The organism is Erwinia tracheiphila, from assembly GCF_021365465.1.
GTDB lineage: Bacteria > Pseudomonadota > Gammaproteobacteria > Enterobacterales > Enterobacteriaceae > Erwinia > Erwinia tracheiphila.
Genome location: NZ_CP089932.1, coordinates 3,539,455 through 3,562,195 on the forward strand (window position 1 = coordinate 3,539,455; position 22,741 = coordinate 3,562,195).

Sequence of the window (22,741 nt, forward strand, 5' to 3'; positions counted from 1 at the left end):
CAAGGCTACTCTCAGTGCGGGCGATGGATTTTCCTGCCTTACTTATATTTTCTCTTCACAGCCGGACGATAAGTCGTGCTGTCGTCGGGAGCAATCGCCACCCGGATGGATGTAAAGGAGTTAAATTGATTACACAAATTAGCCCGTTAGGCTCAATGGATCTGTTATCCCAGCTGGAAGTCGACATGCTAAAAAGGACTGCCCGCAGCGACCTTTACCAACTCTTCCGCAACTGTTCGCTTGCCGTGCTTAATTCCGGAAGCCAAACCGACAGCAGCCATGAACTTCTGTCACGCTTTGAAAATTTCGACATCAACATACTGCGGCGTGAGCGAGGCGTTAAGCTTGAACTGCATAATCCCCCGGAAGAAGCCTTTGTTGATGGGCGTATTATTCGTTCCCTTCAGGCTAACCTGTTCGCAGTATTGCGCGACATCCTGTTTGTAAACGGACAGATGGACAGTGCCGTCCAGCACCAGAAGAATGATGATTCAGTGCAGATAACCAACCTTGTGTTTTCTATCCTGCGCAATGCCAGAGCGCTTCACGTCGGTGAAGAACCCAATACCGTTGTTTGTTGGGGCGGTCATTCAATTAATGAAATTGAGTATCAGTATTGCCGAAAGGTCGGATCCCAGCTTGGCCTGCGTGAGTTAAATATTTGTACTGGCTGTGGTTCCGGCGTGATGGAAGCACCGATGAAAGGAGCAGCAGTTGGCCATGCACAACAGCGCTATAAAGAGGGACGTTTTATTGGCCTGACGGAACCTTCCATTATTGCCGCAGAGCCACCCAATCCGTTGGTGAACGAACTGATTATCATGCCAGATATTGAAAAACGTCTCGAAGCGTTTGTACGTATCGCACACGGTATTATCATCTTTCCCGGTGGCGTGGGAACGGCGGAGGAACTGCTCTACTTGCTGGGCATCATGATTAATCCGCATAATCACGACCAGGTGCTCCCGTTGATTCTGACCGGGCCAAAAGAGAGTGCAGATTACTTCCGGGTGATGGATAAGTTTATCGTGAATACGCTGGGTGAGGCCGCACGTCAGCACTACACCATCATTATTGATGATGCGCCTGAAGTGGCCCGGCAGATGAAAAAAGCCATGCCTAAAGTTAAAGAGCACCGCCGTGAAACCGGGGATGCCTACAGTTTTAACTGGGCGATACGCATTGCCCCGGATCTTCAGGTTCCCTTTATTCCGACGCACGAAAATATGGCCAATCTCAATCTTTCCCCGGATCAGCCCGCCGAACAGCTCGCCGCTTCACTGCGCCGGGCGTTCTCAGGGATTGTGGCTGGCAACGTTAAGGACGTGGACATCAGGGCGATTAAGGAGAAAGGTCCCTACAGGCTACATGGCGCACCGGAAATAATGCGCCGCATGGACGATTTACTACAGGGATTTGTTGCCCAACATCGAATGAAGCTGCCAGGAACGGCTTACATTCCCTGCTATGAAATCATTAAATAATCTCAACCGAAGGGGCCCGGGCCGCTCCTTTCTGAGCCGAAAATGACTGTTCATTTATTAATTGTTGATGCACTTAATCTGATTCGCCGTATCCACTCGGTGCAGGGGACATCCTGCCTGCAAGCCTGCGTCAATGCACTGCAACAGCTTATCCTTCACAGCCAGCCAACTCATGCTGTCGCCGTATTTGATGACGAGGAACGCCATAAAAGCTGGCGTCATCACCTGCTAGCTGACTACAAGGCAGGACGAACACCCATGCCTGAAACTCTGCGGGAGGAAATGCCCAGACTGCGGGAAGCGTTTACTGCGAAAGGGGTCGCCTGCTGGCACGCCCGCGGTGAGGAGGCAGACGATCTGGCCGCGACCCTTGCCACAAAAGTGGTCCGTAATGGGCATCAGGCGACGATTGTGTCCACAGATAAGGGCTACTGTCAGTTGCTAATGCCAGAAATTAGAATACGTGACTATTTTCAAAAACGCTGGCTGGACCACTCCTTTATAAGCCAGGAATTTGGGGTAAATCCCGGCCAGCTAACGGACTATTGGGGGCTCACCGGCATTGCCAGCAGCAAAATTCCCGGCGTGGCGGGGATCGGAGCAAAAAGCGGCGCGCACCTGCTTCAGGAATTCGGCACGCTGGAGGCGCTTTATGAAAATTTACCCGCGGTTGCAGAAAAGTGGCGGAAAAAGCTGGAGCACAGCAGGGAGATGGCTCTTATTTGCCGTCAGGTTGCCACCCTGAAAACCGATCTGGTGCTGGCGGGAAACCTGAAAGAGCTGAGGTTGCCGCCATCAACGGCCTGATAATGGTTACGTCGTTATTACAAGATCCAGACAACTAACGCTCATCGCGACGGCCGGGGGTAGCTCCCCATAAGCAACGAATGTGCACCGTGACTTCCTCTCGGTCATGGTACAACTGCCGTGCCTGGATTTGCGCGTTTATGCCGTTAGCCTTCAATTTTTCGTCGAGCATGGACAGATTTTGCGTCACTTCTTCATAACGCTTTTTCATCGGCAGCTTAAGATTGAAAATAGACTCACGACACCAGCCATTAACCAGCCAGTCCGCCATCAGACTGGCCACACGTACCGGTTTTTCCACCATATCGCATACCAGCCAGTAAATATTGCTGCGCGTCGGACGATATTTAAAACCGTCTTCCCGATGATGAAAAACCTGACCGCTATCCATCAGCGCAGGGGCCATTAGTCCGTTATCAACGGCATGAACCATCATACCTCTCTTCACCAGCTGATAAGTCCAACCACCGGGACAGGCCCCCAAATCAACCGCATACATCCCACTTGCCAGGCGTTCATCCCATTCATCTGCAGGAATAAAAATGTGGAATGCTTCTTCCAGCTTCAATGTTGAGCGACTGGGGGCATCGGCGGGAAACCTCAGCCGGGGGATACCCATAAAAAAAGGCGAATTATTTTGCGTGAGGGAATACCCGACGTAGCAGCAGCCCGAGGCGATAAAAAAAACATGCACTACCGGATGGGCAGCATTCTCGTTATTAAGCAGGATACCCGCGGCACGCAGGCCACCGCGCAAAGGCACGGTGAATTTCCGACAAAACTTCAACAGCTCTTTGCTCTCGTTGGTGTCAGGCACCTCGACGCGCAATTCACCGCCTTTTTCTACCACGCCTGTCAGCGCATTAACAACTGGCGAGACACGATCAAACGGGGAGAGATCACGGAGCAGTTCCCCAACGGCCACCATCTGACGGGCAAAAATCAGTTCCCTGAACGGCAGATCGCTGACCAACTTTTCCGCCTCTTCCGGCTGATAACATTCGAATAATATGTAACCTGCGTCTTCTTTTATCCGGGCAAATCCATACACTTCGCGGATAGCCGCCTTAGCCGTAATTTCAGCTGCACACTCTTTCTCAAAGCCCTGGCGACAGTAAAGTAAAACTTTATTCATAGCGATCCGCCTTTTTTTTCAGACGCAGTGCGCCAACCAACATCAACATCCACCCCACAAGGAAACATGTGCCACCGACAGGCGTCACATAAACCCACAGTCGGAGATAAGAAAGTGCCAGGCAGTACAAACTGCCGCTAAATAATACTGTTCCCAACGCCAGAAACGCGCCACTCCAGTAAAACCAGATATTAGCCCGACGTAACATCGCCGCCGCCATGCCAAGAATCGCTAAAGTATGAAACCCCTGATACTCCAGGCCGATTTTCAGCCAGGCCATTTCGTCTTCTCCCAGCGATCTACTCAGCACATGGGCACCAAACGCCCCCAGCAGCACAAAAAGAAAGCCGCTAATGGCAACAAATATCAGCATTGCACGACCCGACATTCACTTCCCCTTAAAGATTGCACGCACCGCATGCCTGGCCCGTTCCGGGTTCAATTTTCATAACGGAAACGAAACTTTTCCTGTTCGCTGGCCGCTTTTGCCAGAATCCATCGACGAAAAGCGGCTATTTTACCCAGTTCTGCCTGACTGTCATGACAAACCAGATAAAAAGCATTTTTACTTACCAGAACGTCATTAAAAGGACAGGCCAGTCGCCCCGCTTCAACTTCTGTCTGTGCCATCACATTATTAGCCAGCGCGACGCCCTGCCCGTGAATAGCGGCCTGCAAAACCATTGCGCTATGGCTGAAAATCGGGCCGTGTTGCACGTTAATATGCGCCACGCCAAGCTGACGGGTATAAGATTGCCAGTTCCGGCGCGAGGCATCATGCAACAGCGTATGGCTCGCAAGGTCCTGTGGCGATTTGATGGGGTTATCGCCGGTTAATAACAGCGGCGAGCATACTGGCAGCAGATATTCTGCGTACAGTTTTTCCACTCGCAAACCTGGCCAGTTACCACGTCCGTAAAAAATCGCCACATCAACATCATCAGACAGTTTCGCCTCATCGCGATCCACGGCCTGAATCCGCACATCGATCCCCGGATAAGCTGAATTAAAGCTGGACAGCCTTGGAACCAGCCATTGGATGGCAAAGCTTGGCAGTAAACTGACGGTCAGTGCACCTTTTGCACTTCGCGCCTGGAGTTTACGCGTGGCATCATTCAATGCAGAAAAAATCTCCTTGATATCAAGATAATAGCTTTGCCCCTCTTCGCTCAACAGCAAAGAGCGGTTACGGCGACGAAATAACTTAAGCCCAAGAAAATCCTCAAGAGATTTGATTTGATGACTCACAGCAGCCTGAGTAACAAACAACTCTTCAGCAGCTTTGGTAAAGCTGAGATGTCGCGCGGCAGCATCAAAGACACGCAGGGCATTCAGCGGGGGAAGACGTTTTGACATGGTTACCGGGTGAAGTTTTCATCGACGACGGGCGCAACGCTCCGAGGAGATTTACGCATTAGTTTTTTTTATCCGGGGCATTATAATTTGTCCATTGCGGATGCACCAGCAAATACCTATAGTTGCCGCACTTCCAGAGCCGTAACGAAAAGCTGCGTGAAATTAAGTCAGTCAGGTGAGATTTTTGCGGGCGTTTGGCTTGTGGCGGTGATGTTGTGTTTGCAATTGGTCCGGCATTTTGCTGACTTGGTAGCATCGCTACTTTTATTCTTCAGATTCACCCTGTCTGTCCACAAAGATTATTAGCACCGCAACTGCGGTGCTTTTTTATCCCTGCATGAACACCACCTCCTGTGGAGGTGGTCAGCAATAAGCTGGCTCTGCCAGTCATGCTACTCATGGGAAAATCCGAATCTGTTATCCCCATAACTGCCAGGGATTTAACCATGAGCAGATTCCAGAAAGCATCTCATGTGCTCTGGTGTTGTCAATATCATATCGTATGGACACCCAGGTACCGGTTTCGCATTCTCAGGAACAATGTTGGTAAAGAGGTCTGTAAGCCGATAAGGATCTCAGGTGAGCAGCCCGGGATAGAAGTAGTGGAGCTGAATGTCCAGACAGACCATGTCCATTTGCGGGTAAAAGTGCCTCCATGGCTTTCGATTTCCCATGTAACAGGCGACTTAAAGGGTAAAACAGTCCTTCGATTGTTCAGTAAATTTCCCTGCCTGCGTAAGAACAAGCAGTGGGGGAATGATTTTTGGGCAAGAGGTTATTGTGTCGATACCGTAGGTATAAACGAAGAAATGATAATAAAGTACGTGAAGTATCAGGAAAAACATGAAGTTGAAGAGAGCCAGCTTCCACTGAAAGAAGTGTGAAGGGAAGGCTCTCTGAGTCTGGACTTAGTGCGCCCCTGTGGGGCGATATCAATGCCACCTGCTATGCAGGTGGTTTTTTACTCGGGATTTACTGACCCATTTCTACCATTTCTTTCACATCAGCGCGATTAATCTGTTGTTTGTTGCCATTCGCATCTTTGTAGCTGATCATGCCAGTATCACTGCCCACCACGGGTTTACCACTGGAGACAATGGTCCGACCGTCATTGGTGTGCATCACATAGTTACTGGAACATGCAGCCATAATAGCAGCGAGTTTTTTCATCTTTTTGTTTCTCCTTGCAGTACTGGTGCGATAAACCCTCGCCTCGATGATCGAAAAACCCATTGTTAACTGATCGCTTATTTGCGGGTGATAGTTTAAACCTTGCATAATTCAGGATAACGCGCTTTTTCAACATTGCCAGCCGGACACCCGTAATTCAGAGTGGTTCGGAAACAAGCAGCATTAATCCAGCATCCCTTTGAGGAGAGTATGAGGCCATTTATTCCCGCACAGTTTCGCCAGCAATTCCCGGCACTAGCCGATGCCGGTATCTATCTTGATAGTGCCGCTACGGCGTTAAAGCCAAAGGCCGTCATTGAGGCTACACAACAATTTTACAGCCTGAGTGCTGGCACGGTTCACCGTAGTCAATATGCCAGCGCTCGTGAGCTGACCGGGCGTTATGAAAATGCCCGCGCTCAGGTCGCTCATCTGCTTGGTGCAACAACAGCCAACAGTATCATCTGGACAAAAGGCACCACTGAAGCCATTAACCTTGTGGCCCAGTCCTGGCTACGCCCTCGTCTGCGGCCGGGTGATGAAATCGTGGTCAGCGAGGCGGAACACCATGCCAATCTGGTTCCCTGGCTGATAGTCGCAGAACAAACAGGCGCTAAGGTTATTCGCTGGCCCTTGGCAGAAAATCACCTGCCCGATATTGCGCTGCTGCCGGAGTTGCTCACCACACGCACACGGCTGGTAGCTTTGGGCCAGATGTCCAATGTGACCGGGGGCTGCGCGGATTTGGCGCTGGCAACCGCCCTCGCCCATCATGCTGGGGCAAAAGTCATGATCGACGGCGCTCAGGGCGTGGTACATGCAGCCGTTGACGTGCAGGCACTTGATATCGACTTTTATGCTTTTTCTGCCCACAAACTGTATGGCCCGATGGGGACTGGTGTCCTTTACGGCAAACCGGAGCTGCTGGAAACCATGGAGGCCTGGCATGGCGGCGGAAAAATGCTATCAGCTGTCACCTTTGAAGGATTCACGGCACAACCCGTTCCGTGGCGATTTGAAGCCGGAACACCTAACGTTGCTGGCGTAATTGGTCTGAGTGCCGTACTGACATGGCTGGAAGAGCAGGACCGTTCGGGAGCAGAGAAATGGAGCTGCGGACTGGCCGATCTTGCCGAGGAGCGCCTTGCCACTTTTCCCGGCTTTCGCAGCTTTCGTGCCAGCCGCTCAAGCCTGTTATCGTTTGAAATAGCAGGCGTTCATCACAACGACATAGTGACGCTGCTTGCAGAAAGTGGCATTGCATTACGGGCCGGACAACATTGCACCCAACCGCTTATGCAGGCGCTGGGCATCAGCGGTACGTTGCGCGCCTCATTCGCTCCCTATAATACGCACAACGACGTTGACGCACTGGTCAATAGCATGGCCCGTGCACTGGAATTACTGGCAGACTGAATATGACTTTGATCGTGGCACCCCATCCTTTTGGAAAACACATTACCGCAGACGCGTTACGACAAAAATTTGCTGCTTATTCTCAGTGGGAAGATCGCTACAGACAGCTGATCTTACTGGGGAAACAGCTCCCCGCCCTGCCTGAGGATCTGAAAACGGCAGAAAATGAACAGAGCGGCTGTGAAAACCGGGTCTGGCTGGGGCACCAGCAGTTTTCCGATGGCAGCCTGCACTTCTATGGTGATAGCGAAGGGCGCATTGTACGGGGATTGCTGGCGGTGTTGTTAACTGCGGTGGAAGGACAGCTTCCTGCGACATTAGCCCGGCTGGAACCCTTATCTTTATTTGACGATTTGGGCTTACGCGACCAGCTCAGTACCTCACGCAGCGCAGGGTTGCATGCATTGGCTACGGCAGTGAAAGAGGCGGCTCAGAAAGCGGGTTGACTACCCGCGTGCCGCTTTCGCCATCATTTTCTTTAACACGTGCGATACCGCGAAAAAGCCGAAGGTTGCGGTCACCATGGTGGCGGCACCAAAGCCTGAGGCACAATCCATTCGCATGGAGCCTTCTGCCGTGCTGCGGGAGGCACAAACGGAACCATCGGTTTGCGGATACATCAGAGCTTCCGTCGAAAACACGCAATCTATACCCAGCTTGCCCTTGCTGTTTTTAACCACATTAAAATCCTGCTTCAGGCGCTCACGTAATTTAGCCGCCAGTGGGTCCTGAATAGTTTTTGCCAAATCAGCAACCTCGATTTGCGTTGGATCGATTTGCCCGCCTGCCCCGCCTGTGGTAACCAGCGGGATCTTATTTCGTCGGCAAAAAGCAAGCAATGCCGCTTTCGGGCGCACGCTATCAATCGCATCAATAACATAGGTGAAACTGTGGTTTATTAACTCAGCGGTATTTTGTGTGGTGATAAAGTCATCTACGCAGGTGACGCTGCATTCCGGGTTGATAGCCAAAATCCGTTGCGCCATCACCTCGGTCTTTGACTGCCCAACCGTCTCTTTCAGGGCGTGAATTTGCCGGTTGGTGTTGGTGACACAGACATCATCCATGTCAATAAGGGTAATAGCGCCAATACCGGTTCGTGCCAGCGCTTCCGCTGCCCAGGAACCTACACCACCAATGCCCACTACACAAATATGCGCCTGCGCAAACAGTTTTAAGGCAGGCTGACCGTACAAACGGGCAGTGCCGCCAAAGCGTTGCAGCCAGGCGTCAGAAAGAGAACTCATTGATTACCTCTGAAATTGCCCGCAAGCTGGAAAAACCAGCCCGCCATCGGGCATTACTGCAACGTTAACAGTGTGGAGCCAGCAGAAGCATTTTGGGCAGACGAGAAAATCGGTGCGCCGCTACCCGGTGCAGTTTTCAGCACCCAGACGCGACCATAGTGATTAAACCAGCCTGCCATATGGCCAGCTTCCGGCCCAATACCCTGATAAATATCGAAATGCTGGCCTTTAATTGCGCCCCCCACGTCCAGCGCAATCATGATACGCATTTCATATTTTCCGCTAAATTTACCATTATTATTCAACAACGGCACTTCGGCCAGCAACGCTGTTCCCGGCGGAATCAGTGAGCGATCGGCCGCAACCGACGCTTTAGCCACCAGCGGGACGGCGCTGGCTCCCCGAACCGGCGCAAAATTTTCCGGCTTAAAGAAAACAAATGAGGGATTTTGCTCCAGCAATTCCCTGACTTCCGGCTCACCATGCTGCGCCCCCCACTGCCGGATAGCCTCTATCGACATGTCTTCACGCTTCACTTCGCCACGCTCGATAAGCACCTTACCGATACTGCGATAAGGGTGACCATTTTTACCACCGTAGCCGAAAAACATCAGAGGGCGACCATCGCCATAGTCGACATAGCCACTCCCCTGAACATCCATAATGAAATTATCCATCAGTGAGTTGCTCCACGCGACAACATAGCGTTCGTCCAGCGCGCCACTGTAGATCTGTGCCCTACTGGGCAGTCGACGCTTGCTGGCTGGCTTGCGATAAAGGGGATACTGAAACTCGCCCTGACGCGTATAGCGCACATTGATCACCGGCGTATAGTAGCCAGTAAATTGCACGTTACCGTAGTTGTCCGTGCATTCAATCTGATACGTATCCAGACCGAACTGACGCAATTGTCGGGTATCGCCTCCGGCCAGCAACCAGCTTTTAATCGCGCTGTAGGTATTCTTCTGGCGGGCAAACATACTGGGCGAAGCGTATTTTATTTCCGAAACCTGATCGGCAAAGTCTTTGCCGTTAGCCGGACGCCCTTTCACGTTGGGCTGATTAACCAGTCCCAGAGGCTCATCCAGTTTTCCATCTTTATACTGCTGCCCACGATCCGTCTGTTTTGAAGAACATGCTGCCAACAGAGTAATCAATGTCCCAAAAAATACATGCCTCGCCCAATATCCTTTCATTACTTTCCGACTTCTCTGCAAAATGCCCGGGCGAAGATAGCAAAGCAGCCTTGAGAATGAAATGAGGGCGAATAAAGATTGTCCGGTACTGAGCAACAACAATACAGATGGTGGAAAAATTAGACAGAAGATTCGAATTTAATGACTTTCATACAAAAAGGGGTTGCAACAAAACTTACGGCGAGTATAGTGCGCATCCACGGACGCGGGATGGAGCAGCCTGGTAGCTCGTCGGGCTCATAACCCGAAGGTCGTCGGTTCAAATCCGGCTCCCGCAACCAATCAAGCGCCCTTATGGGTGTTTTTTTCTGTCCTTTATAAAAACTCTCTGTCTTTAGCCAACATATTTATTCGTCTTTCGCCTCGCTTACTGCGCAAAATACGCTTTTATTCCTGACAGAATAGCCCGGGCAACCTGCTGCTGAAAATGACTGGTGCGCAGCTTACGTTCTTCTTCCGGATTGCTGATAAAAGCGGTTTCCACCAGAATGGACGGAATATCAGGCGCTCTTAACACCGAAAAACCTGCCTGATCGACCGTTTTCTTGTGCAGAGGGTTGATACGACCCATATGTAACAACACTTCCTTGCCAACTCTGAGGCTGTCATTAATAGTCAGGCTCTGCACCATATCAAAGAGAGTATGATCGAGATAGCGATCACCGCTCTTGCTTACCCCACCGATCATATCGGATTCGTTCTGGGTTTTTGCCAGATAGCGTGCTGCGTTACTGGTCGCTCCCGTAGTCGAGAGCGCAAAAACTGAAGAGCCGCGGGCGGCCCGATTGGTAAAAGCATCGGCATGAATAGAGATAAACAGGTCAGCACGAAGACGCCGCGCCTTTGCCACCCGCACCTTCAGTGGAATAAATACATCTTCATTACGGGTCATCAAGACACGCAGAGTCGTTTCTTTTTCGATAAGATTTTTCAGCCGTCGGGCAATTTGTAACACAACATCTTTTTCCCGCGTATTATTCTTACCAATTGCACCAGGATCTTCGCCCCCGTGACCGGGATCGAGCACAATCAAAGCTGGACGATCCTTACCCGCTTTGCCCGATAAGGCAGCTGTTGCTGGCTGGTTCTGAGCCAGATTTCCTTTGTTATAATCTTCCAGCAAAGCCAGCAGAGGATCATCCTGATGCTGACTGCGTGTTGTATGCTCTGGATAGAGATCCAGCACCAACCGGTATTTAAACTCTGCAACCGGTGTCAGTGTAAAAATTTCAGACGTCACATTTTGCTTCAGCTCCACCACCAGCCGCACAGTATTTTGATCAAACTGACCTGTTCTGACGCTACGCACCCGGGGATCGTCATCACGTACCAGACTTGCAACATTTTTTAGTACCGGATTGAGCTGCAGATTCGCGATGTCAATCACCACGCGCACGGGGTTATCGAGTGTAAATTGCCGGAATTTAAGGGGTGCAGTGGATTCAAGAGTCATGCGCGAATAGGTCGTTGAAGGCCAGATGCGGATTGCAACCACATCGGCTCGGGCCGCGAAACCAACTCTGCTGGCACCCAGTAGCAAAACAGCCCCCGCACTTTTCAACCATCGGCGCCTGCCGGGCGAAGGTAGAACAGACATAAGACTCCGTTTTATTGCTGATTTAAATTAAAAAATTGATATAAAAAACTTAATAATTTTATTTTTTAGCGATTTTAACTAATCGTACCATGATTAAAACATGTGCTCAACGCGATAGCAGGTGACTATAGTAAAAACAAGGTGCCATCATTTGCCCCTTGCACCCCTGCCGAAAAAGAATAAAAATACATTTTCATCGAATAACCATTCACTGAGGACTTACCATGAAGGAACGCAGTACCGAACTGGTTCAGGGGTTTCGCCATACGGTGCCCTACATCAATGCCCACCGTGGTAAAACCTTTGTCATTATGCTGGGTGGTGAAGCGATTTGTCATGAAAACTTCTCGGGTATTATCAATGATATTGGCCTGCTGCACAGCCTTGGCATCCGGCTGGTACTGGTATACGGTGCTCGCCCGCAAATCGATGCCAATCTGGATGAACATCATCTGGAGCCGGTTTATCACAAACACACTCGCGTTACCGATAAGCAGTCGCTGGAGCTGGTCAAACAGGCTGCAGGCCGCCTGCAACTTGATATTACCGCACGCTTGTCCATGAGTCTGAATAATACGCCTTCGCAAGGCGCACACATTAATGTGGTGAGCGGCAATTTTATTATTGCTCAACCGCTGGGCGTAGATGACGGCGTTGACTATTGCCACAGCGGACGCATCCGCCGTATTGATGAAGAATCCATCCACCGCCAGCTGGACAGCGGTGCCATTGTGCTGGTCGGTCCGGTGGCCGTTTCGGTCACTGGTGAAAGTTTTAACCTGACTTCCGAAGAAGTTGCGACCCATCTGGCGATCAAGCTGAAGGCCGAGAAAATGATAGGTTTCTGCTCCGGGCAGGGCGTAACGGACAGTAACGGGACCACCATTTCTGAACTATTCCCAAATGATGCGCAACAGCGCATAGAAGCGTTTGAACAGAATGATGACTATCTCTCTGGTACCGTGCAGTTTTTACGCGGTGCAGTGAAAGCCTGCCGCAGTGGTGTTCGTCGTAGCCATCTGATTAGCTATCAGGAAGACGGCGCTTTAATACAGGAACTGTTCTCTCGCGATGGTATCGGTACTCAAATTGTGATGGATAGCGCAGAACAGATTCGCCGCGCCACCATCAATGATATCGGCGGCATACTGGAGCTGATTCGACCGCTTGAGCAACAAGGGATTTTGGTGCGTCGCTCCCGCGAACAGCTGGAGATGGAAATTGATAAATTTACTATTATTGAGCGCGATAATCTGGCTATTGGCTGTGCTGCACTTTATCCGTTTCCTGAAGAACAAATTGGCGAGATGGCCTGTGTTGCCGTGCATCCGGACTATCGCAGTTCATCCCGTGGCGAAGCCCTGCTCGAGCGCGTCGCGCTTCAGGCATGCCAAATGGGATTAAAAAAGCTGTTTGTCCTGACCACACGCAGCATTCACTGGTTTCAGGAAAGGGGCTTTATGCCAGTTGATATTGAACAATTACCCGAGAGTAAAAAGCAAATGTACAATTATCAGCGTCGATCAAAAGTGTTGATGATCGATCTGCGTGATGCCCATCTTGTCTGAAACTGGTCTCACACTAATACAAACCCGCATCATTCCCGGCATGTTGTAGCCGCTGATGCCACCTTACCTGAAAAGTTGAAATTGCGCGCCCTGACACATCTCAGGATGCGCGATTCCTGCATGATGATGCACTGAATGGAAAACAGGGACACAGGAAGTCAGGAATGAGTAAACGTTCGGATATTGTTGAAGGCCACACTGCTGGAAAATTAACCAGAGGTCTGGTTTATACGGAAGTACTTGGATGGATAGATCTGGGGCATGCCAGAGGCACTGATATCAAGAATTTTCTCAGCAGGATAGCGCGGGAAGAATCTTCTGGCAGAAAATTTTATGACATAGTCTATTCACAAGGAATGAACGATCCATTCGGACTATTTCGTATGGGAAAAATGACGACATGGCGTATTAAACGTGGTCGACCTTCCTGGGAGCAGAAGAGTATTGCGCTGGCCATGATGATGGCTGTGGCAGGTAAATTTGAAGCGCTACAGGATACATTTCCCCTTAACTGGCTGACGGATAGTGGATTCAGCGGCGAAGATTTGGTCTCTGATTTACTGGGATTCTACCGCGTTGTTTATCCCCACATTCCTTTCGAAATATTGCGTCCGGTCAGCAAAGCAGACGCGCTAAAACGCTGGGATCATTACGGTAAAATCGGCCAGTGGAAAAACACCACTTTCCGACCACTGCTGTTTCCAGACCCCGAAATCTGTCCTTCTGCAAGACCGCGCCTGGGTGAACTCCCACCGTTTATGCGTGCCGTATCCCCCTATAACGATTTTTTATCCGGTAACGTTATTCCGCCCGGTCGCATTAAAACATTTGCCATCGCAGGTACAGGTAACGGAAGGATGGGACTGTGAAAAAATGTATGCTGCTGCTCGCTATGGCTGCTGTCGGAGGCGTTTTGTATTTTTACGGCTGGCCGTGGCTAAAAATAGGTTTTGCCGAAAGCGCATATTACCGACAGCAGGATAAAAGAGAATACGATTTTTACACACCCGAACTGCTGAAAAATATGCCCCGCATCACCAACGACTACTCCTTCGAATTTGGAAATATCAGCGGTCCACAGGCTTTCGTCTACGGCATCAGATTTTATGGAACTCGGGACACGCAGAACATTCGTCATTATCTCAAATCAGCTGGATACGAGCCACAGACACATTGTGATATTGAAGCGGAATGCTGGTTGTCTGACAAATCTGAAGAAGATATCGTTACACTTTATACTTACTCTTCACCAGACACGGTCGGCGTTCAGCTATATCGAAGGCCACCGCCACCGCGCAACTGAATCCTGCTAATAGCGGGTCCGTTCAGACCCGCTATTGCTGATTTTCCGACAGGTTGAGACGCGCTATCAAACCGCTTCGGCGTAATGTGCGTATTTTGACCGCCTGATTAAACACCGTCTGTTCAGCAAAGAGTGTCAGCTTTGAGCGGGCGCGGGTAATGGCGGTATAAATCAGTTCTCGCGTTAGTATCGGCGTAAACTGGTCAGGCAGAACCAACAGCGTATGATCAAATTCAGAACCCTGGGATTTATGCACGGTCATGGCAAAAGCCGTCTCGTGAGGGGGTAAGCGGACCGGCTGCACCGCCTTGATTGTGCCATCCGCCAGAGGGAAAAAGACCTTCAGTTTTTCCTCATCATTGTACATGGTAATGCCAATATCGCCGTTAAACAGTCCCAGCGCACTGTCATTACGGGAGATCATCACCGGACGTCCCGCATACCACTTTCCGCCGATGCCCGGTGCACGCTGAATAAGCCGCTGCCGGGACAAAAAAGCTTCGATACGCTCGTTCAGCCCGATAACGCCAAAGGGGCCTTCACGTAGCGCGCAAAGCAAGCGGAAACGTCCAAATGCTTCAATCGCCTGCTCTGGTTGGACCTTATTTCGTAACAGCGACAGATATTCCTGGTAACCCGCCAGGCAAACACCCAGCAAATACTGGTACTGCTCGCCAGTTTGCAGCGAAAATCGCTCAATATCCGTGAATCCGGCGGCAAACAGCCGGTCCACCTGATGACTGTCTCCGGCATTTACCGCCTGTGCCATTTGCCCGATACCGGACGATGCACCAAACCTAAAGCTCTTGCGTAGCAGGCAAATGCTGTCATGCACGCCAGCCTGCTGCACATCGTTTGCCGCAACATCACACCCGGTCAGCAGCCTCAGTTCCTGTGCGCGTGCAGGGCTATAACCGACTTCCGCACAGCGACAAATATCGCCAAGTACCGCCCCAGCTTCCACCGACGCCAGCTGATCGCGATCACCCAGAAAAATAACCCTGGCCCGGGAAGGCAGGGCAGCAATCAGATTCGCCATCATCGGCAGATCCACCATAGATGCCTCATCCACCACCAGCAAATCCAGATGCAGTGGATTACCGGCGTGATAACGCATTCGCTGACTGCCGGGAAGCACGCCAAGCAGGCGATGTAAGGTCGTGGCTTCAGTTAAAAGCTGTTGCCTGGTTGCCTCACTGACCATCAGCGCCTTTAGCGCTTTAGCCAGCGATTCCGTCAGACGGGCCGCCGCTTTGCCGGTAGGCGCAGCAAGGCAGATTCGCAGTTTTTCGCCGGAAAGTTCCAGCAGTGAGGCAAGCAGGTTCGCCACGGTGGTGGTTTTACCCGTGCCGGGTCCGCCTGAAATGACCGCAATCTGTCGAGTGATAGCCACCGCTGCAGCGATTTTCTGCCCGTTGTCTGACTGCACACCAAAGTAATCATCGAGGATTGCACGCAGTCGTTCGGGATTTTGCAGGCTAACGGGCGTGTCATGGGCAAAAAAATGTGCCACTTCCCCTTCTGACTGCCACATGCGGTGCAGATAAAGCCTTTGTTGCCAGAGAACCAGCGGGGTGGGACCGGAACCATCGCCGACCGCCTCTTCCTGAGGCAGCAGCGTTTGCCAGTCAGGTTCACCCGCCTCAAACCAGATCTGCCTTGCCAGTTCAGGATAGCGTCCCGCGAACAGCTGCTGTTCGGTGAAGTGCACCAGCGGCAGGCAAACGTGGCCTTCACCTGCTCCGGCACTCACCCAGGCAGCAGCAAGCATCAGGGCGGGTCGTTCATCACCCGCAATCAGTCTGGCAAACTGTACATCAAGCGCCCGTAGCACTCGCCGTTCGCAGGCGATGTTTAACAGTTCAACCATCCTGCTCATAAGGTTTTCTCTTCGTTACCAGAAAAAAGTGCATCCAGTTCGGCAATAAATCCGGCATCCGGCCGGGTATGCCAGACGCCATTACCACTGGTTATCCCCTCAACACCACGCAGGAAAAGATAGATCACCCCGCCAAAATGCTGCTGGTAGTCATAATCCACCAGTCGGTGACGCAGATAGCGGTGCAGTGCGAGGGTGTAAAGTTGATACTGTAAATCGTAACGATGAGCACACATGGCCTGTGTCATTGCTTCCGGGGTGTAATCCGCCGCCGATTCCCCCAGCCAGTTGGATTTATAGTCCAGCAGGTAATATTTTCCCTGCCAGCGAAAAACCAGGTCGATAAACCCCTTTAACATGCCCTGTACCTGCTGAAAGTTGAGCGGCGAACAGGCCGCAGAAAGCGGATCGTAATGTCGTATCAGACGATCGAGCTTTTCTGCACTGAGCAGCGATTGAATGGGCAGAAAAAACTGCAGCTCTACCTGGCAGCAGGCAGGTGCCAGTTTATCCAGACTGACCCCGCTCTCGTTTAACGGAGTTTGCAATACGTGCGTAATCCAGCACATGATAGTCGGCAGCCAGACGATGTCATGCCCCCCAGCAATCAGCCGTTCGCTCAACCACTTTTCATCTATGGGTTGAGTAAAATCAATCTGTTCAAACAGACCATGAAGAAAGGTTCCGGGTGCGGCACCCCGTGGGAAGTGATGTGGCGTCAGCTGAATATCCTGCAGCCCACGGGCTTCTCCGGCGGCATCCACATCAAGACGGGGCAACAGGTCAAAGGTGGATGTGTGGCCATGCTGCTGCAATCCCGAATAGCTGGTTACCCGCCAGTCATCTCGCAGATTACGGAACATTTGTTGACTACGCAGGGCTGATAAAGACGGTTCACCAGTTCGCCATACGCGAGCATCAGGTACTTCCGCTAAAGTAACCGCCAGCACACCATTACTCATTGACAGCAACTGTTGACGCAGGGCGTCGGCGTCCACTGCTTCACCCTGCTGCACCAGATAGCCCAACGCACTGTGGTGCAGATCGCTCACCCCCTCTTTCTTCCTGTTACCTTTCACCAAGGGCGCAATACCGACGCTACAGTGCCATACCGATCGGGTCAGTGCGACGTAAAGCAGGCGAAGATCTTCCGCCAGCCGCTCCTGTTCAGCCAGCTCGAGACTTTCTTCGTCTTCACGCAGATCCAGCAGCGCCTGAAAGCTCTGCCTATCATGATAAATGCCCTGCCCAGCCTCGCGAAAGTTGGCAACAAAAGGCAGCCAGACCAGCGGATATTGCAGCCCTTTGGATTTGTGGATGGTAACAATTTGCACCAGATGGCGATCGCTCTCCAGCCGCAGCTGCTGGCTGGCAGACTGTCCGTCAGGCTGTGCGACCTCCTGCGCCAGCCAGCGCACCAGTGCATGTTCACTGTCCAGCTTTATTGACGTTTCCTGCAGTAATTCTCCAAGATGCAGGAGATCCGTCAGTCGACGCTCACCGCTCTCAGAAGCCAGTAAGTTTTCGGCAATTTTCCTCCTGAACATCATGTCACGCAGCATTGGCAGCACGCCACGCTTTAGCCAGCGCTGGCGGTACCCGTCAAATTCATCGACCAGGGCATCCCACTGACGTTCATCCTGACTCAGCGTTTCCAACGCCAGCGCATCCAAACCAAAAATGCTGGTCGCCAAAGCATTGCGTAAAATTCTTTCCTGGTCCGGTGCCAGTACGGCCTGAAGCAGCCAGAGCACTTCACGAGCTTCAGTCGTCGTAAACACGCTGTCACGGTTAGAAAGATAGACAGAAGGAATACGCAGATTATTGAGCGCCTCACGCATAAGCGCGGCCTCTGTACGGCTACGCACCAGAATAGTGATATCAGAAGCCTGCACCGGGCGCAGGTCTTCTCCATTACCAAGCAGTGCCTTCCCGTTTTGCCCTGCGGTGAGCCAGTGGCAGATATCAGCCGCACACTGCCTCGCCATAAAGTGTTGGTAATCGCTTACTCCCACGCCTTTACCGGGTTGTAACCAGAAGCGTAATGCCGGCTGTTCCTCCCCTTCAAGCACAAAGCGTAATGCTGAATTAGCTTCGGCTGGCTGAACGGGAATAAACGGAATTTCACTGAAAATAAAAGGAACGGCCTGGCCGCTAAAGAGTTGATTAACACTGTTAACCATCGGTGGTGAGGAGCGCCAGTTAGTTTCAAGCGTGTAGTGGGCGCTGACTTGATTGCGCGCGCGCATATAGGTAAAAATATCTGCACCGCGAAAAGCATAAATGGCCTGTTTGGGATCGCCTATCAACAGCAGTGCATGCCCGGCCTGTTGGCCATATAGCGTACGGAAGATACGGTACTGTTGCGGGTCCGTATCCTGAAACTCATCAATTAATGCCACCGGATACCGATGGCGAATCGCACAGGCCAGCGCCTCTCCGCCAGCCTGCTGCAACGCGCTGTCCAGCCTGCCCAACAAATCGTCAAAACCCATCAGCGCCAGGCGCTGTTTTTCTTTTTGAGTCGCAACACGAATTTCACTCAGTGCCCTTGCGATAACCAGGTCGCGAAAAGACAGCGGCTCGGCCAGAAAACGATCCACCTGCTCAAATACCGGATGGCGCGGCGGCTCGCCCTTTTTGGTTTTCTCCACCAGGGTTTGCTGGCCAAACCGTTCCAGTTCCGCGGGCAAACCATAATCTTCCGTTTCGCTTTGCGCCCACTGGCTGAGTTTTTCCAGCCAGACAGGTAAGTGCTTACTGTTATAACTTCGCTTATCAACGCCCGATCCGGCCAGCAAATCATGCAGGTTACCTGCTGCCCGCCAGCTGGCTTTCATCTGATCGATGCAGGCAACAATTTTCTCATGCCGCTGGAGAAAACTTTCCTGTAAATCGAGTGCGTATTTTAATGCAGGTGCCTCACCGTTGAGCCACGGAGAGAGCGTAGCCAACAGCTGTTCAGGACCCGTCCACATTTGAGCGATAACTCTGGCAACCGGCAAAGATAACGGATAACAATGACGCCGCCAGAAATCCGCAATCGCCAGCCTGCGTAACGGCGCTTCATCCTCAATCAACCGCTGTTCAAACAGGCTTCCCGACTCGAATGCGTTGAGATTGAGCATGCGCTGGCAGAAGCCGTGGATAGTAAAAATCCCCGCATCGTCCATTTGCCTTTCAGCAGCCAGCAGGCGAGCGGCCGCCCTGGGCAAGTCATCCAGTTCCTGCATTAATCGGGCCAGCATGCTGTCAGCGGTATGACCGCGCACACAGGCGATACGCAACTGGTGGATATTCTGGCGAATACGACCACGCAGTTCTGCGGTGGCGGCTTCGGTAAAGGTCACCACAAGGATTTCTTCCACCGTCAGCGGACGTGAAAAGGCGGCTTCACCGCCCAGGCCCAATAACAACCTTAAATAGAGCAGCCCGATGGTGAAGGTCTTCCCTGTTCCTGCCGACGCTTCAATCAGCCTTACGCCTTGCAGCGGAAGCGTCATAGGGTCCAGACGGCAGGCGGCTTGCGTCATGGCTTATCACTTTTTACGGGCAGGGACTGTTGCAGGCTGGAGACATCCTGCCAAGTCGTGAACCCTGCTGGCACAGCGTAATCTTCCTTCCCATGCTGACTCCCGGAGATCTGCGACAGCAGAACCAGCCCGCGAGGTGCGATGACCGCATCATGAAAAAATGCTGCCAGCTTTTCCGGCGACAGCGCTTCGATTTGATGAATCACTTTTGCCCGGCTGTCAAAGCGGTAATTTTCCCGGGTAAAGTCTTTGGCGAATCGACCTGCCTCTTCATCCAGGGTTTGTGGACGCTGCCTAAGCTCATTAATCATCGCCGCCTGGTACTGCGCAAAATCCTCTTTACTGATGGCACGCAGGCGCTGCTCTGCTGTTGGATAAAACGCGTCGAAACGGCGTAGCAGATAAGCAGGTTGCTTCACATTACTTTGCAATACGAACGCTATACCCCACTGCCGCCCAACCGACATCTGAAAAGCAAACACCGCATAGCCAAGCTGTTCTTCCGTGCGCAATTGATTATAGAACCATGGTTGAACAATCTGACTGAGCAGCGCGGCGCTGGCAATGCTGGCATACTCATCGTAGCCAGCAGGCACGTAAAGCGCCGCCAGCGCAGAGTCAGTACTGCTTCCCGCTTTTTGCATATTCGCAAAGGTTTTTTTATCCACGTCAGGGTAACTGCTGCGCCATCCGCTTTCACCCTGGCAGCCAAGCTGCGTTTTGATATCACTGGCCAGCGTCTTGCTACTTTCCTTTGTCATATTGCCCACCACCAGCAGTTCAGGGGTGGCGTTTTGCAACAGCATCTGCCGGTATGCATTAAGATCCTGCAGGGTAATGCTCTTTAACAGCCTGCGCCGTTCATCACGTTGGGTATAAGGGATTTGCGACAGAAGCCGTGCGGGCTGAATAGCCTCTTCAAACGCTTTGCCTTTCTCTGCGGAATCCAGCCGCTCCAGATACCATGATCTGGCCTGTTCAAGCTGCGCCTCAGTTGCCTGAAAGTGGGCATACTCTTTAAGCAACGCTTTCATCAGCTCAGGCAGATGCTGGGTGAAACCGCTGACGTTGAAGGCAACACCATCATTCTGGCTGGTGGAAAAACCAATGCCGCCCACGGAAGCCTGCGAGCTTAACTCATCCAGCGCAAGCCCTGCCAGGTAATCATTAAGGCTGAACAAGACCTGATTCTTCGCCGTGCTCCTTGCCGCTTGATTACGTAAATAAAGCGTAATGTTCGCCCTGGGGTCGTCGGCATAAAACTGGCTGGGCATGTAAAACACCTTAAGCCCTGGTTCGCTAACTAATGCTTGCGGGTGATCGTATTGATGCTGTGGCGCAATCAATGTGAAGTCATCGGGTATCCAGGGATTAAGCACCGGGAGAGAAAGCGATATTTTGTTACTTTCGGCCTGCCAGTCAGCAAAGCGTTGTGCAGAAATGGTATCAACCTGATAGGGGGCATTAACAAAATAGGCCATCTTGTTATGCGGCTCATTAGGACCGATAAACCAGAACCTTGCGTTGCGGGGCGTCATTTCATCCAGTCTTGCCTGAATCGCCTGCGGATCGAATTTGTCCGCAATGTAACCGGCATCCAGCGTGTCCGTCACCGGTACACGGAGCATGGTATCCACCAGCCATTGAATGTAGTCCATATCGCGTGTGATTGAAGGGTAGCGAAAGTCCAGATCCAGCACATGGGCCATTTCATCGAAATATCGCTTATCTATTCCCCCTGTGCGTAAGCAGTTCAGATAGCTAAACACTGCGGCGATCACGCGATCGCGCTCGGTCAGCCCTTTATCCGTGAGGGATACCGAAATGGAGAAGACGCCGCCGTTACGGTCAACCAACGGATCTGCCCCTGCATCAATGGAATCGGCCAGGCCGTTATTTTGCAGCCAGTCAGAGAGGGTATTCTTGCTGCGGTTACCAATCATATAAGCAATCAGGGTATCGGTCTTACTACGGAATTGATCGCTGTTATTATCAATACGAAATTCAATTCTCAGCTGCCGGTGCGGCTGTGCTGGCACGTAATGAATAATGATCCCTTTTTGTTTATCTGTTACCACAGGCACGGTAATTTCGGGCACGGTAGCGTTGCGGTTTTCCACCCGGCCAAAGGTAGTCACCGCTATTTTTTGCAGTGCTTCCAGCGGTTTATTACTGTAAATGACCGCTTTCATCAGGTTGGCCGAATAGTAACGATGATAAAACGCCTTGAGCGCATCGTGTAAATTGCTGTCCGGCTTATCCTTTAACGTTTCCAGATTACCGCCGGAGAATAGCGATGCAGGATGCTGAGGATTAAGCGTTTCTGCCCCCACCTGAACCATGCGCAGTCCATCACGGGAGCGCGCCATTGTCAGCTCGGCATTGACCGCATGACGTTCACGATCGGCATTGACCGGGGCGAGGCGTGGCGCAGCAATGGCATCAGCCAGTCTGTCAACGGCGGGCTGCAGCGCATCGTTTTCGACTTCAAGATAGAATGCCGTACGATAAGACGCCGTGCTGGCATTATGGATCCCACCGTGCTTTTTAAGGAATTCAGCAAGATTATCGGGTTCCGGATAATGTTCAGAACCCATCAGCAGCATATGTTCCAGATAATGCGCCAGCCCCTGCTGATTGCGCGGGTTTTCTAACGAACCAACCGGGATAGCCAGAGCAGCAAGCGATTTGCTGGCAAGAGGATCGGAAACCAGCAGCACTGTCATACCGTTGTCAAGACGAACCGCCTGGTACTGACGCGGGTCCCTGTCGCTTTTACGAACAGTGTCAGGGAGTACTTGCCAACCAGACTGAGCCTGAACCAGCTGGCTCCAGCCGGTGGCAAGAAGGATTAAAGCGGTAAACCAGGCGGCAAAATAACGCATTCAAACTCCTCAATAATCTCTTTCTTGGTCCCACAATGCCGGACAGCACCGATAGTTCACACTACAAACGCCGACGAAACGCGCTGAAAGGTAGCGAATGAGTGACAAAGTGACAAAGTGACAAAGTGACAAAGTGATAAAGTGATAAAGTGATAAAGTGATAAA

The 22,741-nt window shown here is 51.6% G+C and carries 18 protein-coding genes and 1 tRNA gene; 9 read left to right on the top strand and 10 right to left on the bottom strand.

Annotated elements, in window-relative coordinates; all coding sequences use genetic code 11:
• The first annotated feature begins 125 nt into the window (after positions 1–125).
• Positions 126–1,484 carry a nucleotide 5'-monophosphate nucleosidase PpnN gene (gene ppnN / locus LU633_RS18470; protein WP_016190189.1) on the top strand — a complete coding sequence of 453 codons (1,359 nt, stop codon included), beginning with the start codon at positions 126–128 and terminating at the stop codon, positions 1,482–1,484.
• 42 nt (positions 1,485–1,526) lie between these two features.
• Entirely contained in the window at positions 1,527–2,291 is a 765-nt protein-coding gene (gene xni / locus LU633_RS18475) for a flap endonuclease Xni (protein WP_016190190.1), read from the top strand.
• Between the two features lie 34 nt (positions 2,292–2,325).
• Here the strand turns inward: xni and rlmM are convergent, their stop codons facing one another.
• From rlmM to LU633_RS18490, 3 genes are read right to left on the bottom strand one after another with little or no spacing between them, the layout of a single operon-like run.
• The gene (gene rlmM, locus LU633_RS18480) at positions 2,326–3,426 is read right to left on the bottom strand and encodes a 23S rRNA (cytidine(2498)-2'-O)-methyltransferase RlmM (protein ID WP_016190191.1); all 1,101 of its coding nucleotides are present in this window, start codon (positions 3,424–3,426) and stop codon (positions 2,326–2,328) included.
• A complete protein-coding gene (locus tag LU633_RS18485) occupies positions 3,419–3,814 on the bottom strand; it encodes a DUF423 domain-containing protein (protein ID WP_016190192.1) in 396 nt (131 codons plus the stop codon). The genes rlmM and LU633_RS18485 overlap by 8 nt, the downstream gene beginning before the upstream one ends.
• A 50-nt stretch (positions 3,815–3,864) precedes the next feature.
• A complete protein-coding gene (locus LU633_RS18490; RefSeq protein ID WP_016190193.1) occupies positions 3,865–4,782 on the bottom strand; it encodes a transcriptional regulator GcvA in 918 nt (305 codons plus the stop codon).
• Positions 4,783–5,228: 446 nt separating this feature from the next.
• On the opposite strand from LU633_RS18490, the gene tnpA reads away from it, so the two are divergent.
• On the top strand, positions 5,229–5,666 hold the full coding sequence (tnpA, locus tag LU633_RS18495; RefSeq protein ID WP_046371975.1) for an IS200/IS605 family transposase: 438 nt from the start codon (positions 5,229–5,231) through the stop codon (positions 5,664–5,666).
• 88 nt (positions 5,667–5,754) lie between these two features.
• Here the strand turns inward: tnpA and LU633_RS18500 are convergent, their stop codons facing one another.
• Positions 5,755–5,952 carry a YgdI/YgdR family lipoprotein gene (locus LU633_RS18500; RefSeq protein WP_016190195.1) on the bottom strand — a complete coding sequence of 66 codons (198 nt, stop codon included), beginning with the start codon at positions 5,950–5,952 and terminating at the stop codon, positions 5,755–5,757.
• Positions 5,953–6,162: 210 nt separating this feature from the next.
• Between LU633_RS18500 and csdA the strand changes: the two genes are divergently transcribed.
• On the top strand, positions 6,163–7,368 hold the full coding sequence (gene csdA, locus LU633_RS18505; protein ID WP_016190196.1) for a cysteine desulfurase CsdA: 1,206 nt from the start codon (positions 6,163–6,165) through the stop codon (positions 7,366–7,368).
• A 2-nt stretch (positions 7,369–7,370) separates the two neighbouring features.
• On the top strand, positions 7,371–7,814 hold the full coding sequence (gene csdE / locus LU633_RS18510; protein ID WP_082103764.1) for a cysteine desulfurase sulfur acceptor subunit CsdE: 444 nt from the start codon (positions 7,371–7,373) through the stop codon (positions 7,812–7,814).
• Here the strand turns inward: csdE and tcdA are convergent, their stop codons facing one another.
• Together tcdA and mltA are read right to left on the bottom strand one after the other, a co-directional pair.
• On the bottom strand, positions 7,815–8,615 hold the full coding sequence (tcdA, locus tag LU633_RS18515) for a tRNA cyclic N6-threonylcarbamoyladenosine(37) synthase TcdA (RefSeq protein WP_016190198.1): 801 nt from the start codon (positions 8,613–8,615) through the stop codon (positions 7,815–7,817). It abuts the gene before it with no gap.
• Positions 8,616–8,668: 53 nt separating this feature from the next.
• Entirely contained in the window at positions 8,669–9,811 is a 1,143-nt protein-coding gene (gene mltA / locus LU633_RS18520; RefSeq protein ID WP_016190199.1) for a murein transglycosylase A, read from the bottom strand.
• A gap of 204 nt (positions 9,812–10,015) precedes the next feature.
• Between mltA and LU633_RS18525 the strand changes: the two genes are divergently transcribed.
• Positions 10,016–10,092 (top strand) — tRNA-Met (locus tag LU633_RS18525).
• A gap of 86 nt (positions 10,093–10,178) precedes the next feature.
• Here the strand turns inward: LU633_RS18525 and amiC are convergent.
• The gene (gene amiC / locus LU633_RS18530) at positions 10,179–11,408 is read right to left on the bottom strand and encodes an N-acetylmuramoyl-L-alanine amidase AmiC (RefSeq protein WP_040465318.1); all 1,230 of its coding nucleotides are present in this window, start codon (positions 11,406–11,408) and stop codon (positions 10,179–10,181) included.
• A gap of 224 nt (positions 11,409–11,632) precedes the next feature.
• On the opposite strand from amiC, the gene argA reads away from it, so the two are divergent.
• From argA to LU633_RS18545, 3 genes are all read left to right on the top strand, one after another.
• Positions 11,633–12,976, top strand: coding sequence for an amino-acid N-acetyltransferase (gene argA, locus LU633_RS18535; protein WP_016190201.1), 1,344 nt, complete (start codon positions 11,633–11,635; stop codon positions 12,974–12,976).
• A 164-nt stretch (positions 12,977–13,140) separates the two neighbouring features.
• Complete coding sequence (locus LU633_RS18540; protein ID WP_016190202.1) at positions 13,141–13,845, top strand: hypothetical protein; 705 nt, start codon at positions 13,141–13,143, stop codon at positions 13,843–13,845.
• On the top strand, positions 13,842–14,279 hold the full coding sequence (locus LU633_RS18545) for a hypothetical protein (protein ID WP_016190203.1): 438 nt from the start codon (positions 13,842–13,844) through the stop codon (positions 14,277–14,279). Before LU633_RS18540 ends, LU633_RS18545 begins: the two co-directional genes overlap by 4 nt.
• 31 nt (positions 14,280–14,310) lie before the next feature.
• Here the strand turns inward: LU633_RS18545 and recD are convergent, their stop codons facing one another.
• Genes recD through ptrA form a run of 3 tightly spaced genes read right to left on the bottom strand, consistent with a single transcriptional unit; the run spans position 14,311 to position 22,576 of the window.
• Positions 14,311–16,158, bottom strand: coding sequence for an exodeoxyribonuclease V subunit alpha (gene recD, locus LU633_RS18550; protein ID WP_016190204.1), 1,848 nt, complete (start codon positions 16,156–16,158; stop codon positions 14,311–14,313).
• Positions 16,155–19,691 (bottom strand): exodeoxyribonuclease V subunit beta, encoded by a 3,537-nt coding sequence (gene recB / locus LU633_RS18555; RefSeq protein ID WP_016190205.1) that lies wholly within the window; start codon positions 19,689–19,691, stop codon positions 16,155–16,157. Before recB ends, recD begins: the two co-directional genes overlap by 4 nt.
• Positions 19,688–22,576, bottom strand: coding sequence for a pitrilysin (ptrA, locus tag LU633_RS18560; RefSeq protein WP_016190206.1), 2,889 nt, complete (start codon positions 22,574–22,576; stop codon positions 19,688–19,690). Before ptrA ends, recB begins: the two co-directional genes overlap by 4 nt.
• Between the last annotated feature and the right edge of the window lie 165 nt (positions 22,577–22,741).